This window comes from Novosphingobium silvae, assembly GCF_009856825.1.
GTDB classification, from domain to species: Bacteria; Pseudomonadota; Alphaproteobacteria; order Sphingomonadales; family Sphingomonadaceae; genus Novosphingobium; species Novosphingobium silvae.
The window spans coordinates 93,279-110,786 of record NZ_WVTD01000006.1 but is presented as its reverse complement, the minus strand read 5'-3'; the positions used below and the strand labels follow the sequence as shown (position 1 = coordinate 110,786).

The 17,508-nt window shown below is 66.2% G+C and carries 17 protein-coding genes and 1 other RNA gene; 8 read left to right on the top strand and 10 right to left on the bottom strand.

Going from position 1 to position 17,508, the window contains the following annotated elements:
* Positions 1–24 precede the first annotated feature (24 nt).
* The 5 genes from GR702_RS10065 (at position 25) to mmsB (ending at position 4,662) form a co-directional block, all read left to right on the top strand.
* A complete protein-coding gene (locus tag GR702_RS10065; RefSeq protein ID WP_160985757.1) occupies positions 25–558 on the top strand; it encodes a hypothetical protein in 534 nt (177 codons plus the stop codon).
* A gap of 153 nt (positions 559–711) precedes the next feature.
* Positions 712–1,854, top strand: a complete 1,143-nt coding sequence (locus GR702_RS10060; RefSeq protein WP_160985756.1) for an acyl-CoA dehydrogenase family protein — start codon at positions 712–714, stop codon at positions 1,852–1,854.
* A gap of 9 nt (positions 1,855–1,863) precedes the next feature.
* Positions 1,864–2,907 (top strand): enoyl-CoA hydratase/isomerase family protein, encoded by a 1,044-nt coding sequence (locus GR702_RS10055; RefSeq protein WP_160985755.1) that lies wholly within the window; start codon positions 1,864–1,866, stop codon positions 2,905–2,907.
* A complete protein-coding gene (locus tag GR702_RS10050) occupies positions 2,904–3,686 on the top strand; it encodes an enoyl-CoA hydratase-related protein (protein ID WP_160985754.1) in 783 nt (260 codons plus the stop codon). The genes GR702_RS10055 and GR702_RS10050 overlap by 4 nt, the downstream gene beginning before the upstream one ends.
* Positions 3,687–3,774: 88 nt before the next feature.
* Positions 3,775–4,662, top strand: a complete 888-nt coding sequence (mmsB, locus tag GR702_RS10045; protein WP_337192580.1) for a 3-hydroxyisobutyrate dehydrogenase — start codon at positions 3,775–3,777, stop codon at positions 4,660–4,662.
* Positions 4,663–4,698: 36 nt separating this feature from the next.
* Here mmsB and GR702_RS10040 read toward each other — a convergent pair whose 3' ends face one another.
* The 5 genes from GR702_RS10040 to GR702_RS10020 are packed head-to-tail and all read right to left on the bottom strand — an operon-like array spanning position 4,699 to position 7,587.
* Positions 4,699–4,902 carry a hypothetical protein gene (locus GR702_RS10040; RefSeq protein ID WP_160985752.1) on the bottom strand — a complete coding sequence of 68 codons (204 nt, stop codon included), beginning with the start codon at positions 4,900–4,902 and terminating at the stop codon, positions 4,699–4,701.
* A 1-nt stretch (position 4,903) separates the two neighbouring features.
* Positions 4,904–5,500 carry an NUDIX hydrolase gene (locus GR702_RS10035; protein ID WP_237449651.1) on the bottom strand — a complete coding sequence of 199 codons (597 nt, stop codon included), beginning with the start codon at positions 5,498–5,500 and terminating at the stop codon, positions 4,904–4,906.
* On the bottom strand, positions 5,497–6,180 hold the full coding sequence (locus tag GR702_RS10030; protein ID WP_160985751.1) for a TPM domain-containing protein: 684 nt from the start codon (positions 6,178–6,180) through the stop codon (positions 5,497–5,499). Before GR702_RS10030 ends, GR702_RS10035 begins: the two co-directional genes overlap by 4 nt.
* A 2-nt stretch (positions 6,181–6,182) precedes the next feature.
* Positions 6,183–7,001 (bottom strand): TPM domain-containing protein, encoded by an 819-nt coding sequence (locus GR702_RS10025; RefSeq protein WP_160985750.1) that lies wholly within the window; start codon positions 6,999–7,001, stop codon positions 6,183–6,185.
* 4 nt (positions 7,002–7,005) lie between these two features.
* Complete coding sequence (locus GR702_RS10020; protein ID WP_237449666.1) at positions 7,006–7,587, bottom strand: LemA family protein; 582 nt, start codon at positions 7,585–7,587, stop codon at positions 7,006–7,008.
* A 260-nt stretch (positions 7,588–7,847) separates the two neighbouring features.
* Between GR702_RS10020 and mscL the strand changes: the two genes are divergently transcribed.
* Complete coding sequence (gene mscL / locus GR702_RS10015; protein WP_202408185.1) at positions 7,848–8,318, top strand: large conductance mechanosensitive channel protein MscL; 471 nt, start codon at positions 7,848–7,850, stop codon at positions 8,316–8,318.
* A 45-nt stretch (positions 8,319–8,363) separates the two neighbouring features.
* Positions 8,364–8,727, top strand: a transfer-messenger RNA (tmRNA) gene (gene ssrA, locus GR702_RS10010).
* Positions 8,728–8,826: 99 nt separating this feature from the next.
* Here ssrA and GR702_RS10005 read toward each other — a convergent pair.
* On the bottom strand, positions 8,827–9,105 hold the full coding sequence (locus GR702_RS10005) for a hypothetical protein (RefSeq protein WP_160985748.1): 279 nt from the start codon (positions 9,103–9,105) through the stop codon (positions 8,827–8,829).
* Between the two features lie 306 nt (positions 9,106–9,411).
* On the opposite strand from GR702_RS10005, the gene GR702_RS10000 reads away from it, so the two are divergent.
* The gene (locus GR702_RS10000; RefSeq protein ID WP_160985747.1) at positions 9,412–11,517 is read left to right on the top strand and encodes a malate synthase G; all 2,106 of its coding nucleotides are present in this window, start codon (positions 9,412–9,414) and stop codon (positions 11,515–11,517) included.
* Between the two features lie 97 nt (positions 11,518–11,614).
* Here GR702_RS10000 and rsmA read toward each other — a convergent pair whose 3' ends face one another.
* The 4 genes from rsmA to GR702_RS09980 all read right to left on the bottom strand — a co-directional run bounded on the left by rsmA (position 11,615) and on the right by GR702_RS09980 (position 17,455).
* On the bottom strand, positions 11,615–12,448 hold the full coding sequence (gene rsmA / locus GR702_RS09995) for a 16S rRNA (adenine(1518)-N(6)/adenine(1519)-N(6))-dimethyltransferase RsmA (protein ID WP_160985746.1): 834 nt from the start codon (positions 12,446–12,448) through the stop codon (positions 11,615–11,617).
* Entirely contained in the window at positions 12,445–13,476 is a 1,032-nt protein-coding gene (gene pdxA, locus GR702_RS09990; RefSeq protein WP_160985745.1) for a 4-hydroxythreonine-4-phosphate dehydrogenase PdxA, read from the bottom strand. Before pdxA ends, rsmA begins: the two co-directional genes overlap by 4 nt.
* Before the next feature lie 21 nt (positions 13,477–13,497).
* Positions 13,498–14,895, bottom strand: coding sequence for a peptidylprolyl isomerase (locus GR702_RS09985; RefSeq protein ID WP_419880290.1), 1,398 nt, complete (start codon positions 14,893–14,895; stop codon positions 13,498–13,500).
* A 208-nt stretch (positions 14,896–15,103) separates the two neighbouring features.
* Positions 15,104–17,455: an LPS-assembly protein LptD gene (locus tag GR702_RS09980; protein WP_160985744.1), complete on the bottom strand. Its 2,352-nt coding sequence runs from the start codon at positions 17,453–17,455 to the stop codon at positions 15,104–15,106.
* Between the last annotated feature and the right edge of the window lie 53 nt (positions 17,456–17,508).

Genomic DNA, 17,508 nt, shown 5'->3' with positions numbered 1-17,508 from the left:
CGGTGCCGTGAATGGAGACGACCGATGACCCGCACGCTCTTCCTGATAACTGCTTCGACCGCGCTGACGCTGGGTGCTTGCTCCAAGGAGCCCGACGCCACCGCGACGCAGGCGACGCAGACGGAGGAGGTGTTCCAGGAGTCGCCCGCGCCGGTGGAAACCACCGAAGCGGGCGAGGCTGAGCCGGACGAGGCCAGGGAGGCGGCCAAGGCGGACGCAGGCGGAGAGGCGACGGCGATGTCGGAGATCCCGGAAGTCATCCGTGGCCGCTGGGGCCTGGTTCCCGCCGACTGCACCAGCAGCAAGGGCGATGCCAAGGGCCTGCTGGAAGTGTCGGCCAAGCGGCTCAAGTTCTACGAATCGGTCGCGGAGCTGGGAGAGATCAGGGAAGCGGGCGAGAGCCGCATACGCGCGACTTTCGCCTATACCGGAGAGGGGCAGAGCTGGAGCCAGGACGTGGTGCTTGACGTGCAGGACGATGGCAAGACCATGATCCGGCGCGACTATGGCAGGGACGCGCTTCCCGGCCCGCTCAAGTACACGCGTTGCGGCCGTTGACTGGGGAGGGCGTGACCGCGCCGCACCCGCGCCGGGTCATGCTCGCCTGCCTCGGGGACTGTGCTTCGTCGCCGGGCCAAGACTGGATCGTTGACGGAAATTGTATAACCGGCGCCTCGCGTGGATGACGAGGCTCCTCAATCGTAGGGCACCATGACAGAACAATTCGGCCTCACCGAAGACCAGCTTGCGATCCAGGAGACCGCGCGCAAGTTCACGGCGGACAGGATCACGCCTTTCGCGGCGGAGTGGGACGAGAAGCACCACTATCCCGTCGATGTGTGGAAGGCGGCAGGAGAACTGGGCTTCGGGGCGATCTACCTCTCGGAAGAGAGCGGCGGCATCGGGCTCGGGCGGCTTGAGGCGGCGCTCATCATGGAGGCCATGTCCTATGGCTGTCCGGCCACGAGCGCCTACATCTCGATCCACAACATGGGCGCGTGGATGATCGACACCTTCGCCGACCAGCACCTGAAGGACCGCTATCTGCCGCAGCTGGTGACGATGGAAAAGATCGTCTCCTACTGCCTGACCGAGCCGGCTTCGGGTTCGGATGCGGCCGCGCTGAAGACCACCGCGCGGCTCGAGGGCGACGCCTACGTCCTCAACGGCACCAAGCAGTTCATCTCGGGCGGCGGCGTGAACGACGTCTACGTGGTGATGGCGCGCACCGGCGAGCACAAGTCGCGCGGCATCTCCTGTTTCGTGGTCGACAAGGATACGCCGGGCCTCAGCTTCGGCGCGCCCGAGAAGAAGCTGGGCTGGAATGCCTCGCCCACCGCGCAGGTCATCTTCGAGGACTGCCGCGTGCCGGCCGAGAACCGCATCGGAGCAGAAGGCGACGGCTTCAGGTTCGCCATGGCGGGACTCGACGGCGGGCGCATCAACATCGGCGCCTGCTCGCTTGGCGGGGCACAACGCTGCCTCGACGAGGCGATCGGGTACTCCCGGGAGCGCAGGCAGTTCGACCAGCCCATCGCCGAGTTCCAGAACACGCAGTTCCGCCTGGCCGACATGGCGACCGAACTGGAAGCGGCACGGGCGCTGCTCTACATGGCCGCGGCGAAAGTCACCTCCGGCGCGTCCGACAAGACCCGCTTCGCCGCTATGGCCAAGCTGCTCGCCAGCGACACCGGTTCATCGGTGGTGGACCGTGCGCTGCAGGTCTTCGGCGGCTATGGCTACCTGAAGGACTACCCCATCGAGCGCTTCTGGCGCGATCTGCGCGTCCATCGTATCCTCGAGGGGACCAACGAGGTCATGCGCATGATCATCGGCCGCGATCTGCTGAAGTAAGGGAACCCCATGAACGAGGAAGTGCTGTTCCGGCGCGAAGGCGTCGCAGGGATCGTCTCGCTCAACCGGCCCAAGGCCATCCATGCGCTGACGCTCGGCATGTGCGAGGCGATGATCGGCCAACTGGCGCAGTGGTCCCGCGACGATGCCGTCAAGGTGGTGATGATCGAACATGCCGAGGGCAGGGGCTTCTGCTCGGGCGGCGATATCAACCTCCTGCGCCATTCGGCCCTTGGCGATGGAGGGGAGGCCGGGCGCCGGTTCTTCTTCGAGGAATATCGCCTCAACCACCAGCTGTTCACTTACGAAAAACCGGTCGTCGCCTTCATGGACGGCATCACCATGGGCGGCGGCGTCGGCATCTCGCAGCCGGCGAGGTACCGCGTGGCGACCGAGAACACCCGCTTTGCGATGCCCGAGACTGGGATCGGCCTGTTCCCGGACGTGGGCGGAGGCTGGTACCTCTCGCGCCTCGAGGGCAGGGTGGGACATTTCCTGGCACTCACCGGCGCCCGGCTGGACGGGGGGGAGTGCCTCTGGGCCGGCCTTGCGACCCACTACCTTCCCGCCGAGGCGCTGGCGCAGGCCAAGGCACGGATCGCAGGCGGGCACGAGATCGGCGGTGTGCTCGCCTCGCTTGCGGTGAGCGCGCCTGCACCCAGGATCGCCGAACACGCCGGTGCGATCCGCCGCCACTTCGCCTTCGACACGCTGGAACAGGTGCTCGCCTCGCTCGAGGAGGACGACAGCGAGTGGGCGGCAAAGGAACTCGCCACGCTGCGCACCAAAAGCCCGCAGGCGTGCAAGGTATCGCTCCGCCAGCTCGAAGAGTCGCTGGGGCTGGAGACCTTCGCGCAGAACATGGCTATGGAATACCGCATTGGCGGCCGCGTCCTCGTGCTGCCCGACTTCGCCGAAGGCGTGCGCGCGGTGATCGTCGACAAGGACCATGCGCCCAAGTGGCACCCCGCCACGCCCGAGGGCGTCACTGATGACATGCTGGAGGCGATCTTCGCCCCGCTTTCCCCCGAAGAGGAATGGAAGCCGCTATGACTTACGAAACGATCCTGGTCGAACAGAGGGGCGCTGTCACTCTCATCACGCTGAACCGCCCGCAGGCCCTGAACGCGCTGAACTCCACAGTCCTTGCGGAACTGATCGAAGCCTTTGCCACGTTCGAAGCGGATCGCTCGCAGGGCTGCGCGGTCATCACGGGATCGGGCGAGAAGGCCTTTGCAGCCGGCGCCGACATCAAGGAGATGTCCGACAAGCCGAGCGCGGAGTTCTATGCCGAGGACTTCTTCGCCGGCTGGACAAGCCGGATCGTCAAAGCCACTCGCAAGCCCTGGATCGCCGCGGTCAACGGGTTCGCGCTTGGCGGCGGATGCGAACTTGCAATGATGGCGGATTTCATCATCGCCTCCGACACCGCGAAGTTCGGCCAGCCCGAGATCAAGCTCGGCGTGGCGCCGGGGATGGGCGGCTCGCAGCGGCTGACCCGGGCGGTCGGGAAGGCGAAGGCAATGGACATGTGCCTGACGGGGCGGATGATGGATGCCGCCGAAGCCGAGCGCTCGGGTCTGGTCAGCCAGGTCGTGCCGCTCGACAGGCTGCTGGAAACGGCGCTCAAGTCCGCCGAGACGATCGCCGCCATGCCCCCGCTCGCCGCGACGATGAACAAGGAGATGGTCAATATCGCGTTCGAGACGACGCTCGAGACCGGCCTCGTGATGGAGCGGCGCATGTTCCAGGTGCTCACCGCCACCGAGGACAAGGCGGAGGGCATGGCAGCCTTCGTCGAAAAGCGCCCCGGAGTGTGGAAGGGCAAGTAAAGCCCTGGAAGCTCCTCCTTCGAACAGGCGCAATGCGCGGGGCGGCAGGGCAAGGAACACTGGAAACCTGCCGAAAGGCTGGTCGGTAATCCATGGAGAGCATGCAATGAAGATCGCGTTCATCGGCCTCGGCAACATGGGTGGAGGCATGGCCGCAAACCTCGTCAAGGCAGGACATGAAGTCCATGCCTTCGACCTTTCGCCCGAAGCGCTTGCCCGGGCGCAGGAGAGCGGATGCGCGGCCTTCACGAAGGTCGGCGAAGCGGTCCAGGGCGTCGATGCGGTGGTGACGATGCTGCCCAACGGCGGCATCGTGCGATCGGTCTATACCGACGAGGTCATCGGCAAGGCACCGACCGGCGCCTTGTTCATCGACTGCTCCACGATCGACCTCGAGACGGCCCGCGCCGTGGCTGCCCTTGCGCACGAGGCGGGATACGAGATGGTCGATGCGCCGGTTTCCGGCGGGATCGCGGCTGCCAACGGCGGAACTCTGACCTTCATGGTCGGAGGAAGCGATGCGGTGTTCGAGCGCGCGCGCGCCGTGCTCGAGCCGATGGCCAAGGCGGTGATCCACGCGGGCGAGATCGGGGCAGGGCAGGTCGCCAAGATGTGCAACAACATGCTCCTTGCCATCCACATGATCGGCACCTGCGAGGCGCTGGCGCTTGCGGAGAAGGCCGGCCTCGATCCGCAGAAGTTCTACGAGATCAGTTCCAAGTCCACGGGCTACTGCTGGTCGCTGAACGACTATACTCCGGCGCCCGGCGTGGGTGCCGCAAGCCCTGCGGACAACGACTATGCCGGCGGCTTTGCCTCGGCGCTGATGCTCAAGGACCTGCGCCTCGCCATGGCGGGCGCGGGAACGGCGGGCGCCAGCGTGCCGATGGGCGAGCACGCGACCCGGATCTACGAGACTTTCGTCGAGGCTGGAAACGGGGGGAAGGACTTCGGCGCGATCTTCCAGACGCTTTGACCATAGGCCTGACGGTGCCGGGTCTGTCGGCGCCGGTCAGCGCGGCGCCGCGCTCCGGCGTCGCTCCAGTTCGAACTGCGGCAGCTTCATGCCCCTTGTCCGGCCGGTAAGATGGAAGTGGCGGCAAAGTTCGCAGCGATAGGGGCGCAAGGGAAAGGGCGCCCGCGCCGCCACCGTCAGCGCCGCCGCCTCGTCCGGGTATTGCGCCTTGCGCTGGCAGATGCCCGGGCTCGTTCGCATCTCAGCCGAGCGGCGTAGTCTCGAGCAGGGCGGGCCCGAGCAGGACGGGGCCTAGCAGGGCGAGCAGCTTCACGTCCATCGCATAGCCTTCCGCCCGCCACCGGCCGAGGGCCTGCGCAATGTCGGAAACGGGCACGCGGTGCACGACGATGTCCTCGCTGTCCACGCCGCCGCCTTCGCCGACCTTGACCAGATCGTGGGCGCGAAACAGCGTGAAGCTCTCGCTCACCATGCCGGGCGACGAGTGGAAGTCGCCGATCATCTCCATCCGCCCGGCACGATAGCCGGTTTCCTCCTCCAGCTCGCGGGCGGCGGCGAGCGCCGATTCCTCGTCCAGATGATCCTCGTGATCGCCGACCAGCCCGGCGGGAAGCTCTATGCAGCGCCTGCCCAGCGGCACCCGGAACTGCTCGACGAGGATGACATGGCCTTCGCTGTCGACGGCGAGGATGACGGCGGCACGGATACCGCGCGAGCGGCTGACGTATTCCCACCGTCCCTGCCGCTTGGCCGTGATGAAACGGCCTTCCCACATCACCTCCACCGGCTTGTCGGCGTCGTAGTGATCCGATAGAGGGGCGGCGTTCGTATTGGTCATACTTCGATCAGCCTGTCAGGAAGTTCGTTCACGTCCCCCTCCATCCGGGGCACATGAGTGGCAAGGACGGGGCCCACTTTCGCGACGGCCGCGATCATGGCCTCTGCATTGTCACCCTGCCGCAAGTGCGCGAGCATGGCGGTCATCGCCTCGGCCCACACGCCCGGCTCCACTTTGGTGGCGATGGCCTCGTCGGCGAGGATCTCGGCGCGGTGTTCGCGCATGGACAGATAGATGAGGATGCCGGTGCGGCCGGAGGTGCGCCGCTCGGCCCCGATGCGGAACGCGCGCAGGGCGCGCTCGTGGACCCGCATCGTCCGGATGGGACCGGGGATGAGGAGGAACCGCAGCGGCTGCCACAGCTGCAGCATCATCATCGCCGCGAACGCCAGCGCCGCAGTCCCCAAAGCGAGCGAGAACATCATGCGCGCGGACCATTCATGCCCCCAGTCCGCAAAAAGCCGGTCGTAAAGGTCCATGTGAAAGTCCGGCGCGATCGCCAGCGCGCCGAGCGCAAGGAAGGCGACCAGGGCCGCCCACGCCAGCGCCACATCGGTGTAGCCGTCCGAACGGTCGGCCAGGATCGTCACGATCTCGCCCGAGCTGAGCCGCTCGGCCTCGGCCACGGCGGCGCTGATGCGCTGGTGATCCGCCTCCGACAGGTATTTCGCCTTGGCCATCGTCACCAACTCCCGCTCGCACCGCCGCCGCCGAAGCTGCCGCCGCCGCCCGAGAAGCCGCCGCCGCCCCATCCACCGCCGCCCCAGCCACCATGGTCGTCGTCGCCGCCGAAACCGCCGGGCAGCCAGATGATGGGCGCACCGAAGCCGCTGCGGCGCCGGCCTCCGCCGCCCGCAACCGACCGCAGGATCGGCAGGACGAAGAAGAAGATGATCATCAGGATGAAGATCACGGTGCCGAGCGATATGTCGTCGCCCTGGTCCGCGCGCCTGGCATCGGCCTGCGCGGCGATCTTCTGTGCTTCCTCGGGCGGCAGGGTAAGCTGTCGGATAATCGCGTCGGCACCCGCCTCGATGCCGCCGAGCATGTCGCCGGCCTTGAACCGGGGCAGGATCTGCCGGTTGATGATGAGGAAACTCATGCCGTCGGTCAGGATCGGCTCGAGCCCGTAGCCGACCTCGATCCGCACCTTGCGCTCATTCGGGGCGACAAGGAGAATGGCGCCGTCGTTGGCATCCTTCTGGCCGATGCCCCATGCGCGGCCGAGCTGGTAGCCGTAGTCGGAGATCTCGTAGCCGCCCAGACTGGGCACGGTCGCGATCACGAACTGGCGGCGGGACTGCCTCTCCAGCGCCTCCAGCTTCTGTACGAGGCGCGCTTCCTCGGCATCGGGGATCACGTTCGCCGCATCGACGACGCGCCCGCTCAGCTTCGGAAACTGCGGTCCGCCGCCTTCTTGTGCCCAGGCGCCCGGCACTGCCGAAAAGAGGCAGCACAGGGCAAGGATCGCGGCCGTCAGAACGACCCGGGAACGGTTCACCGGATCAGATCTTGCCTTCGAGGCTGGGGGCGGCCTCGGCGCCCGGGGTGACCGACTTGTACGGCACCAGCGGCTCGGCCCCGCGCAGGCGCGCGCCGATCATCGAGGGGAAAGTGCGCACTTCGGTGTTATAGTCCTGCACGGCCGCGTTGTAGTCGCGGATGGTGATGCGGATGCGGTTTTCCTGCCCTTCCAGCTGGCTCTGGAGCATCTGGTAGTTGGCGTTGGACTTGACGTCGGGATAGGCTTCCACGCTGGCCAGCAGGCGACCGATGTTTGCGCCCAGCGCGGCTTGCGCCTGCTGGAACTGCTCCATCTTCGCGGGATCGCCGAGATCCTCGCCCGTCACCTGGATCGACGTGGCCTTGGCCCGCGCTTCGGTGACGCCGACGAGAATGCCTTTCTCCTGCTCGGCCGCGCCCTTGGCGACGGCAGCGAGGTTCGGAACGAGGTTGGCGCGCTCCTGGAATGCCGCCTCGACGTCCGCCCACTTGGCCTTCGCGGCCTCCTGCTTGGTAGGGACCGAGTTGAAGCCGCACGCGGAAAGCGACAGCGCCGCGGCGAGGGCCAGACCGGGGGCAAGCATCCTGCGGCCACGGCCGTTGGCAACGGGAGCGGCGTTCACGAGCGTCATCGGTTTCGTTCCTCCAGCGCAGGCCGGGGCTGCCGGCTGCTTCCAAGTCCGATAGATAGCGCACCTCCATGACGGATCAAGACGCGGCTTCGCGCAAGGATAACCGCCGTTCCGCTCGGTTCGAGAGGGTTGACAATCCGGCGAGCGGAAGGCGTGACTGTGCCAAAGTGCTCGCTCATAGGGCACGCGTCTCAACAGGAGCTTGCTTGCGAATGGCAATCGTCGACGAATTCAAGAAGTTCATCGCGCGCGGAAACGTGCTCGATCTGGCCGTCGGCGTCATGATCGGCGCGGCGTTCGGCAAGATCGTGACCTCCCTGAACGAGAACCTCATCATGCCGGTCATCGGATGGGCCTTCGGCGACATCGACTTTTCGAACTACTTCTTCCGACTGGGAGCGATCCCGGCGGGCTACACCGGCAGTGTTACCGACTATGCGGCGCTCAAGTCGGCGGGCGTGCCCATGATCGGCTATGGCGAGTTCATCACGCAGGTCGTGAACTTCCTGATCATTGCGCTGGTGCTGTTCCTGCTGGTGCGCTCGATCAACAAGATGGTCGAGGCCGCCAAGCACGAGCAGGCGAAGGCCGACGCCACCGCCGACGCGCCTGCCGCCCCGACCGACCCGCAGCTTGACACGCTCAAGGAAATCCTGGCGGAACTGCGCAAGCCGCAGGGCTGAAAGCGGTGCAGGGAGATGTTCCGGGATGCAAGCCGCTGCATGCGGCCACTTCACATTCAGGATCGAGGCTCTATATGGGCACCTGCCGGCTTTGGTCGGCTATGATGATAAATTGCAGCGTGCAATAGATGCAGCGGACCCGGGGGCGGTACCCGGCGGCTCCACCATCACCCGCCTTCCTTGGAAGGCTACCCTGTTGTCGCAGGGGTGTTGACGGGGCCGAACTAGGATCGACGTGTGTTGAAAAGCGTTGTTTTCATCCGGGCTGAGTAACCCGTTCAAGGCTCAAAACTCATAAGTGCCAACGACAACGACGCACTTGCTCTCGCAGCGTAATTCTAGGGGCTAACGCCCCGAAGTTACAAAGCCAGAACACGGTTGGACCCACCGGGTAACAGAAGCGGATTCCAGGGGCCCGGGGTGAGCCTGTCAACAGAATCACCCCACCTTCCCATATCGTCGATGCAGGCGCCCGGTTTCGCCCTGCTCCTTGCGCGCCGTCCGCGCTTCACGCGGCCTTGCGCCGAATCTCGGGATGCTCGTCCGCGAGGCCTGCCTGCTTCTCCAGAAAAGCTGCCTTCTCGTACTTGATGCAGTCCAGGATCTTCGCGCCCGCCATGAACACGGCTCCGGTGCAGGCGAGGAACAGCAGCTTGCCGCCAACGCCGGGAAAGCGGGACAGATAGACGGTCCCGCGTTCGACCGCGCCCAAGGCGAGGGCGTAGATGATCATGTACGCCTCCCAGTTCGTCTTGATCACGAACAGGCGACCGATTTTCCGGAGCATTTCCATCCCTTTGTCCTGGTCCCCGTTTAGCAACGACCGTGCCAAGCACGCGTTCCCGCGGCATTGAAGCCGGTGCGCCGCCCAAAGTGTAAGGGTTTCCGACTCGCGGTGTAAATCGTGGGAAACCCGGGGGGGCAACAGGGTAGCCGTTTCAGGATGCGCGAAGTGTTGCCAAGTCGGTGCCGCTGGGCCATATCGCTTCAACTCCTTCCCCAGGGCAGTTTTGGTATTCGTCAAAAGACGTTGCAGCCGGTGCGTCCGGCCTGTGCGTTCGAGACCGTGCGAGGCAAAACAGTGCGAGGAAGTATGACTGAAAGGGTTGATCGCTCCGGGCTGAAGGTCGACGCGGGACTGGCCGCGTTCATCGAGGAGCAGGTCCTGCCGCCCATCGGGCAGGACGCAGCATCGTTCTGGGAAGGTTTCGCACAGCTCGCCGCCGTCCACGCGCGGCGCAATCGCGAGCTTCTGGACAAGCGCGATTTGCTGCAGGCCCAGATCGACGCCTGGCATGTGGACAGGGCCGGGCGCGGGATCGACCAGGACGAGTACCAGGCCTTCCTGCGCCGGATCGGCTACCTTGTCCCGGAGCCGGACGCCTTCACGATTTCCACCCGCGATGTCGATCCCGAGATCGCCAACATGGCCGGGCCGCAACTCGTCGTGCCGGTTCTCAATGCCCGCTTCCTGCTGAACGCGGCCAATGCCCGCTGGGGCAGCCTCTACGACGCATGGTACGGCACTGACGCTCTGGATGCCGCGCCGGCGCAGGGCCCCGGCTACGACCCGGCGCGCGGCGCGGCGGTGATCGCGGCGGGAAGGGCGTTCCTGGACGAGGCCGTTCCGCTCAAGGCCGGTTCATGGGCCGATCTGGAAAGTCCCGAGTTCCTCGAACTCGCCGATGACCGGCAGTATCTGGGCGAGACGGACAAGGGGCTGCTTTTCAGCAACAACGGTCTTGCCATCGAGGTTCAGTTCGATGCCACGAGCGCGGTCGGCAGTACCGATCGGGCCGGAATTTCGGACATAGTGCTGGAGGCGGCGCTTACCACGATCGTCGATCTCGAGGATTCGATCGCCGCAGTGGATGCGCAGGACAAGCTCGCCGCCTATGCCAACTGGCTCGGCGTGATCCGGGGGGACCTCACCGACACGTTCGAGAAGAACGGCCGCGCGCTGACCCGCACGCTCGCGGCGGACAAGGCCGTCACTCTGCAGACGGGTGAAAAGGCAGTGCTGCCCGGCCGCTCGTTGCTGTTCGTGCGCAACGTGGGCCATCTCATGACCAACCCCGCGATCCTCCTGCCTGATGGCGGCGAGATACCCGAGGGCATCCTCGATGCGGTCGTCACCAGCGCCATTTCCACGCAGGACGTGAAGGGTCTCACGAAGTACGGCAACAGCCGCAAGGGCTCGATCTACATCGTCAAGCCGAAGATGCACGGCCCCGAGGAATGCGCCTTCGCCAATGACCTGTTCGATGCGGTCGAGGACCTTCTTGGCCTTGCTCACCACACCATCAAGGTCGGAGTCATGGACGAGGAGCGTCGCACGTCCGCCAACCTCGCGGCCTGCATCCGGGAAGTGCGGGAAAGGATCGTCTTCATCAACACCGGCTTCCTCGACCGGACCGGTGATGAGATCCATACCTCGATGCACGCCGGGCCGATGATCCGGAAGGCCGCGATCAAGGGTTCGACGTGGATCCAGGCCTACGAGAAGCGCAACGTGGCGATCGGGTTGCGCCACGGGCTCTCGGGCGTGGCGCAGATCGGCAAGGGCATGTGGGCCGCGCCCGATATGATGCGCGACATGATGGAGCAGAAGATCGCTCACCCGCGCACCGGCGCCAACACCGCTTGGGTTCCCTCGCCCACGGCCGCGACGCTGCATGCGATGCACTATCACCAGGTCGACGTCTTCGGTCTTCGCGAAGGACTGGCCGCGAGCGACATTCCCGGGCTCGACCAGTTGCTGCAGGTTCCGCTCGCGGACGGCACGAACTGGTCCGAGGAGGAAGTGCGCGATGAACTGGACAACAACGCCCAGGGGCTGCTCGGCTACGTCGTTCGGTGGATCGACCAGGGGGTCGGCTGTTCCAAGGTGCCCGACATCGACGACGTCGGCCTGATGGAAGACCGCGCGACATTGCGCATCTCCAGCCAGCATATGGCCAACTGGCTGCTGCACGGGGTGTGCAGCGAGGAGCAGGTGATGGATGCGCTGAAGCGCATGGCGGCCAAGGTGGACGCGCAGAACGCGGCCGACCCGCACTACGAGCCGATGGCCGGCGACTGGGATACCAGCATGGCCTTCCAGGCTGCCTGCGATCTCGTGTTCAAGGGCGCGGCACAGCCCAGCGGCTATACCGAACCGCTGCTGCATGAGTGGCGCTTGCGCAAGAAGGCGGCCTGAACGGCGCTCCTGGGTGACACTTCGCCGGCCCGGTGCGGAAGGTCCGCCCGGCCGGTGAAGCCTCGTGCGCGGGGGCGGCACCTGCCGCCCCGAGGTCTTACTTCTTGCGGGTAAGCGCTTCGGCCACGGCCACGAACTCGGCTACCGAGAGCGTTTCGGCGCGGCGCTGGGGATCGATGCCCAGCGCCTCCAGAACATCGAGCGCGCCGGGCACGCCCTTGAGGCTCTGGCGCAGCATCTTGCGGCGCTGACCGAACGCACCTTCCGTCACCCGTTCGAGCATACGCATCGAGACACCTGCCGGCGCCGCGCCCGGCGTCACGTGGACGATGGCGGACATGACCTTGGGCGGCGGGGTGAAGGCGCTGCGGTGAACCTTCATCGCCAGCTTCGCATGGGAACGCCACTGCGCCAGTACCGCGAGGCGGCCATATGCCGACGTGTCCGGCTCGGCGATGATCCGGCGCGCGACTTCCTCCTGGAACATCAGCGTCAGCGAGGCCCATTGCGGCGGCCAAGCCTCGCCGGAAAGCCAGCCCGTGAAAAGCGCCGTGCCCACGTTGTACGGCAAGTTGGCGACGATGTGGTACGGCCCCTCGAACAAGGTAGCCGGATCGATCTTGAGCGCATCGCCCTCGATCACCCGGAGCTTGCCGGGGAACGCAGCCTCCAGTTCGGCGAGCGCCGGCAGGCAGCGCCGGTCCATCTCGATCGCGGTGACGTTCGCCCCGGCGCGCAGCAGCGCGCGCGTCAGGCCGCCGGGGCCCGGACCGATCTCGAGGACGTGCCGGTCCTGTAACGATCCCGGAATCGCCGCGATGCGGTCGAGCAGTTGCTCGTCGAAGAGGAAGTTCTGCCCCAGCGCTTTCGAAGCGGAAAGGCCATGGCGGGCGATGACTTCGCGCAGTGGGGGCAGGACAGGATCGCTCATGCTGCCCTCGCCGCCGCGCACTGGCTCGCCATGCGGATTGCCGCGATCATCGCGCCGGCACTGGCCTTGCCCTTGCCGGCGATCGCGAAAGCGGTGCCGTGATCGGGAGACGTGCGTACGATCGGCAGGCCGAGCGTGACGTTCACGCCCTGGTCGAAGTCGAGCGTCTTGATGGGGATCAGCGCCTGGTCGTGGTACATGCACAAGGCCACGTCGTAGCCGGAACGCTCGTGCGCGGCGAAGAGGGCGTCGGCGGCGTGGGGGCCCGTCACGGCAAGTCCTTCCGAGCGAAGCGCGGCGATGGCGGGCGCGATCACCTCGAGTTCCTCGCGCCCCATGCGTCCATCCTCGCCTGCATGGGGGTTCAGCCCGGTGATGGCGATACGCGGAGCGGAAAGGCCGAAGTCACGCGCCAGCGCAAGCGCGACGATGCGCGCCTTGCGCTCGATGAGTTCACGCGTGACGAGGCCGGGCACGGCGGAGAGCGGTTCGTGGACCGTCAGCGGCACGGTGCGCAGCGAAGGCCCGGCAAGCATCATGACGGCATCCGCATGAGGAAGGCCGCAGGCGTCCGCGAGGAACTCCGTCTGGCCGGGCTGGGCAAAGCCTGCCTGCGCCAGCTTCGACTTGGCGATAGGGCCGGTAACGATGGCCGAAGCCTCTCCCGAAACGGTAAGTTCCACGGCCCGGGTAAGCGAGTGCAGGGCGAGGCGCGCGCCGTCCAGCGTGGGCTCGCCGGGCGATGGCGCGCAGTCCTCGTCGCCAAGGACCGGCAGCGCGGTTTCGAAAACGACGCGTGCCTCGTCGGGGGAGGAGATCGGCGACACCGGCAGGTCGATGCCCCGGCTTGCCGCCGCCGCGCGCAGTACGGACGCGCCGCCAACCAAGAAGAAGGGGGCAAGCGCGCTGTCGCCGCGCCTCGCCCAGGCCTCTGCTATCACTTCGGGGGCGATGCCTGACGGATCGCCGAGCGAGACGGCAAGAGGCGCAACGGCAATCGAGGCCGCCCCAGTCACCGGTGGGGTCATGTCAGCGGCCTCGCAGGTGCGTCAGTTATACTCGATGACGGCATCGCGGCGCAGGTCGCGCAGATAGGTCTGCGCGCGCTTGTTGACGCGGTCGTCCTCGAGCTGGGCCTGAAGCTGTTCGAAGCTGGGGCCGGTGTCGGTCTGCGGATCGTCGCGGCCGCAAAGCATGAGTATGCGCACGCCATCCTCGAGCGAACCGAACGGCGGCAGCGTCTCGCCGGGCGAGAGCTGGAGGATCGAGTTCTGGATCTGGCCCGGAAGATCGCGCGCCTTCACCTGGTCGTTCGTGACGACCTGGGCGCCAAGCCCGTTCGCCACGCCGTCCACGTCGCCGCAGCCCTTGGCGGCCTTCATGGCCTTGGAGAAGGCTTCGGCCCGCTTGCCCGCCTCAGCCTCGCTGATGCCCTTGGGGAAGGGGAGCGAGATCTGCTTGAGCGCCAGGATCGCGTCGCGCGGGTCGGCCGTGAGGACCTGGCGCTTGTCGATCAGGTAGAGGATGTCGAACCCGCCGGGAACCTCGACCGGGCCGACCAGCTGCCCCGTCTCCATCTCGCGAGCGACGACCTGCAGCTCCGCCGGCAGCTGAGCCAGGCGAACCCAGCCAAGATCGCCGCCGACCGACGCCGTGGTGGCTTCGGAATACTGGCGTGCATAGGCGACGAAGCTGCCGCCCTGCCGCAGCTGCTGGACGATCTTTGTGGCGTTCTCGTAGACCTGCTGGCGAGCCTCGGGAGTGGCCGAAAGGTAGATCTCGCCCAGGCGATACTCCTCGGTTCCCTTGGCCGCCTTGAGCCGGGCCAGGTTCTCGTTCACCTCGTCGTCCGAGACGTTGATGAAGGGCTGCACGTTGCGCTGGAGCAGGCGCTGCCACGAAAGCTCGCCCCGGATTTGACGCTTCAGCGATTCCGGCGAGGAACCGACGCGCTTCAGGTAGGCGTCCATCGCGGTGATGTTCTGGTTGAAGTTCTGCGTCGCCACCCGGGCATAGGACTGGTCGACTTCGGCCTGGGCCACTTCGATGTCGGCGGCCTTGGCCTCCTGGATCTGCAGGGTTTCGTCGATGAGATTGCGCAGGATCTGCAGGCGCAGGCGCTTCATCTCGTCGTCGTCGATCTTGCCCTGGTTGGCCGCGACGATAAGGGCCAGGCGCTGGTCGACATCGGTCCCGGTGATGACATCGCCGTTCACCACGGCGGTGGCACGGCGCATGTTCGGGTTGTCGTTGCCGAAGATCTTGACGTCGTCGGGAATGACGATGTCGCCCTGACGAGCGGACTGGGCGCTCGCCACGCCCGCGCCCATCGCGCTCGACAGGGCGGCCAGGCTCCCGACGCAAAGGAGGGCGCGGCGCATGAACGTCTTGCGGCCCGACTGCTTCGTCCCGATCATCGTCTGGTTCGGCCTGATTACTGCTTGCACCGTGATTTCAATCCCGTGTTCGACCGGTCGCGCCGGATCACAATCGGGCAGCCGCGTGTTCGAAGATGCGGCTGCCGCACCGCGCCCGTGCTCCTGCCCGGCGGCGGCTTAACTGAAAATGAGCACTCCCGATAGCGGCTTTGCCCGGGCGTGCCAATGGTTCTGGGCGGATGGAGGCTGGAGCCCTCAGGCGGTCAAGCGCGGGTGCTCAGAATGCTCCCATGTTCTTGAGGCTGAAACGCAGCTGGAACGAGTCGCCTCGTCGAACGTCGCCAAGGGCCACGTAGTCCCGCCGCCAGGTTACCGCGATCTCCAGGCAGTCGTCCTCGTAGGCAGCGCCAAGACGGGTGCGCAGGGGCTGGAAGCCGTCGGACCCGTTGTTCGGATCCTCGCGCCGATCGGTCATGTTGACCACGGCCGAACCGAACAGCGACCAGTACCGCGCGAACGCAATGCGGCCCGCGGCGCGCACTTCCTCGCGATCCTGAAGGTCCTCGATGTCGGCCGAGATGTCGCGGTTGAGCTTGGTGTATCCAACCTCGATGTATGACCGGGTGTTGCCGATCACCGCGTCGAACTCGTTGCGCCGGACAGCCAGCGAGTCCTTGTCCACCCGATAGCGGTGGACGAAGTTGATGAAGTCGCGATAGCGGATTTCGGTGCGCCCGACGATATCCGAGGTCTTGTTGGCAAGACCGGTGCCGTCGGGCAGAACGGTGGCGCGGTTGCTGAGACGGACGGACTGGCCGAGCGTCGTCTTGATGCGCCAGCGCGGCCGCTCGAAGCTCCAGTCGAAGCCGTAGGTGAAGCGAACGCCGTCCTCGATGCGGTCGTAACCGGGGAAGCGGTTGATCGCGAACAGGTTGCCGGTGTCGAGGTCGATGGCGCGCGAATCCTCGTTCGGGATGTCGAGGTTCTTGAGCCTCGGGCTGGCGACCAGCTGGACGCGCGGCGTGAGGACCTGCGTTCCGCCGAGAAACTGGCCGACCAGCGGCCACTTCACGTCCACCGCCGCAGTCGCGACGCCGCGTCCCTGCCATCCTTCGGTGCCGCGATAGAGCGAGGTCAGCGTGTCCTCGTTCTCGTCCGAGTGATAGACATCGCCCCGCACAAGGCCGGTGAGCGTGACTTCCTGGCCCATCCCCGTCAGCCGTCGCAGCGACCACTGGCCCATGGCGAAGGCGCGCTGGGTGTCCTGTCCGTCGGCGCGGGTGATGGCGAGTGTGTTGAGCTGGGTCTCGAACTTGCCGCCCAGCAGCGGATCGTCGTAGCGGCGGCGGTAGTCGATCACCGGCAGGGCGAACGGCAGCTGTCCCTGCGCCCGGTCGGACTGCATGGTCTGCGTCGAGTAGCCGGCGATGGAGAGGTAACTGTCCTGGTCGATGCGCTCCACTTCGATCAGGGAGCGCAGGCGGTCGTCGCGGCTGATGTCGTAGCGGCGCAGGAAAGTGCGATCGGTGGCGCGGCGGATCGATGCGTTCACGCTCCAGTTCTCGTCGAGCTGGAAGCGGCCGTTGGCGAAGATATAGCCGCGAAACGCCTTTTGCCCGTCCACGCCGCCATTCTCGCCGCCGAAGATCGGGATCTTGCTGCTGGCCGTGGCATAGCCGGTGATCTGGTACGCGCCGTTGTCGATCAGCGCGCGGTACTGCCCCCCTGCCATGGGCGCGGATTCGGTGAAGGCCGAGAGCGTGGCCGTGAGGTCGCGGTTCTCCGCGATCTTCCAGAAATAGGACTGGGCCAGCTCGAAGCCGTTGGACGGGCTCGACTTGATGTCCGGCACCAGGAAGCCCGAAACCGAGTGGCCGTCGGTGCTGATGGTCATCCCCACCAACGGCAGTTGGACGAGACCGAACAGCTCGATCCGCGCGTCCTTGAAGTTCACCTGCTTCTGCGCATCGGAGTAGATCACCTGCTTGGCGACGATCCGCCAGGTCGGCTTCTTGGGGCATCCATCATCGTCGGTGACGTCGCAGCCGGTGTACGCTGCCTGGTTCAGGATGACGTCGCCGTTGGCGATCCGCTCGCCATTGATCGCCGCAAGACGCCCACCCTCGCGCATGACGAGGAGCAGGTTCTCCATCATGCCGGTCCTGAGTTCGTCCGTCAGCTCGACGCTTTCGGTGTAGAGCTGGTTGCCATCCTGGTCCACCATGCGCACGTTGCCGGTGGCGAGGATCTTGCCGCTTTCGCGATCCCAGGTCACGGTGTCGGAACGGACGGACTGCTGGTTGCCCTTCTCGTCGCGGCGGCGCAGGACGACATTGCCGCTGGCCGTGACCTTTTCGCTGTCCTGCGCATACTGGACGTTGTCCGCCTCGAACGCGACCGGCTCGCTCTCCGCGCCCGGCGCAGCGGCGGGCGGAGCGGGTGGCGCCCCCTCGATCGGAGCGACGTCGACAGGCCGGGAAAGGTCCTGTGCCTGAGCGGTTCCGGGAGCGATGACCAGGAGAGGGGCTGCGACGACGCCTGCGGCCAGATCGCGCAGGGAGAGGCTGCGCAAGCGGCGGTCCTGGCGACGGGTCGGGGCTTGCAGCGGAATCTGCGCGGCGGGGAGCATGGCTTGCCTATCGCATCGCCTGTGCCTAACTGCAATCCAGTCATGCGGCGAAG

What these genes read in the sequence shown, in the direction of transcription:
- rsmA (WP_160985746.1), bottom strand. Translation starts at nt 12,448, where the DNA reads ATGAGCGATCCTGTCCTGCCCCCACTGCGCGAAGTCATCGCCCGCCAT.
- GR702_RS10065 (WP_160985757.1), top strand. Translation starts at nt 25, where the DNA reads ATGACCCGCACGCTCTTCCTGATAACTGCTTCGACCGCGCTGACGCTG.
- GR702_RS10055 (WP_160985755.1), top strand. Translation starts at nt 1,864, where the DNA reads ATGAACGAGGAAGTGCTGTTCCGGCGCGAAGGCGTCGCAGGGATCGTC.
- pdxA (WP_160985745.1), bottom strand. Translation starts at nt 13,476, where the DNA reads ATGACCCCACCGGTGACTGGGGCGGCCTCGATTGCCGTTGCGCCTCTT.
- GR702_RS10050 (WP_160985754.1), top strand. Translation starts at nt 2,904, where the DNA reads ATGACTTACGAAACGATCCTGGTCGAACAGAGGGGCGCTGTCACTCTC.
- GR702_RS09980 (WP_160985744.1), bottom strand. Translation starts at nt 17,455, where the DNA reads ATGCTCCCCGCCGCGCAGATTCCGCTGCAAGCCCCGACCCGTCGCCAG.
- GR702_RS10030 (WP_160985751.1), bottom strand. Translation starts at nt 6,180, where the DNA reads ATGGCCAAGGCGAAATACCTGTCGGAGGCGGATCACCAGCGCATCAGC.
- GR702_RS10020 (WP_237449666.1), bottom strand. Translation starts at nt 7,587, where the DNA reads ATGCTTGCCCCCGGTCTGGCCCTCGCCGCGGCGCTGTCGCTTTCCGCG.
- GR702_RS10060 (WP_160985756.1), top strand. Translation starts at nt 712, where the DNA reads ATGACAGAACAATTCGGCCTCACCGAAGACCAGCTTGCGATCCAGGAG.
- GR702_RS10040 (WP_160985752.1), bottom strand. Translation starts at nt 4,902, where the DNA reads ATGCGAACGAGCCCGGGCATCTGCCAGCGCAAGGCGCAATACCCGGAC.
- GR702_RS10035 (WP_237449651.1), bottom strand. Translation starts at nt 5,500, where the DNA reads ATGACCAATACGAACGCCGCCCCTCTATCGGATCACTACGACGCCGAC.
- mscL (WP_202408185.1), top strand. Translation starts at nt 7,848, where the DNA reads ATGGCAATCGTCGACGAATTCAAGAAGTTCATCGCGCGCGGAAACGTG.
- GR702_RS10005 (WP_160985748.1), bottom strand. Translation starts at nt 9,105, where the DNA reads ATGCTCCGGAAAATCGGTCGCCTGTTCGTGATCAAGACGAACTGGGAG.
- GR702_RS10000 (WP_160985747.1), top strand. Translation starts at nt 9,412, where the DNA reads ATGACTGAAAGGGTTGATCGCTCCGGGCTGAAGGTCGACGCGGGACTG.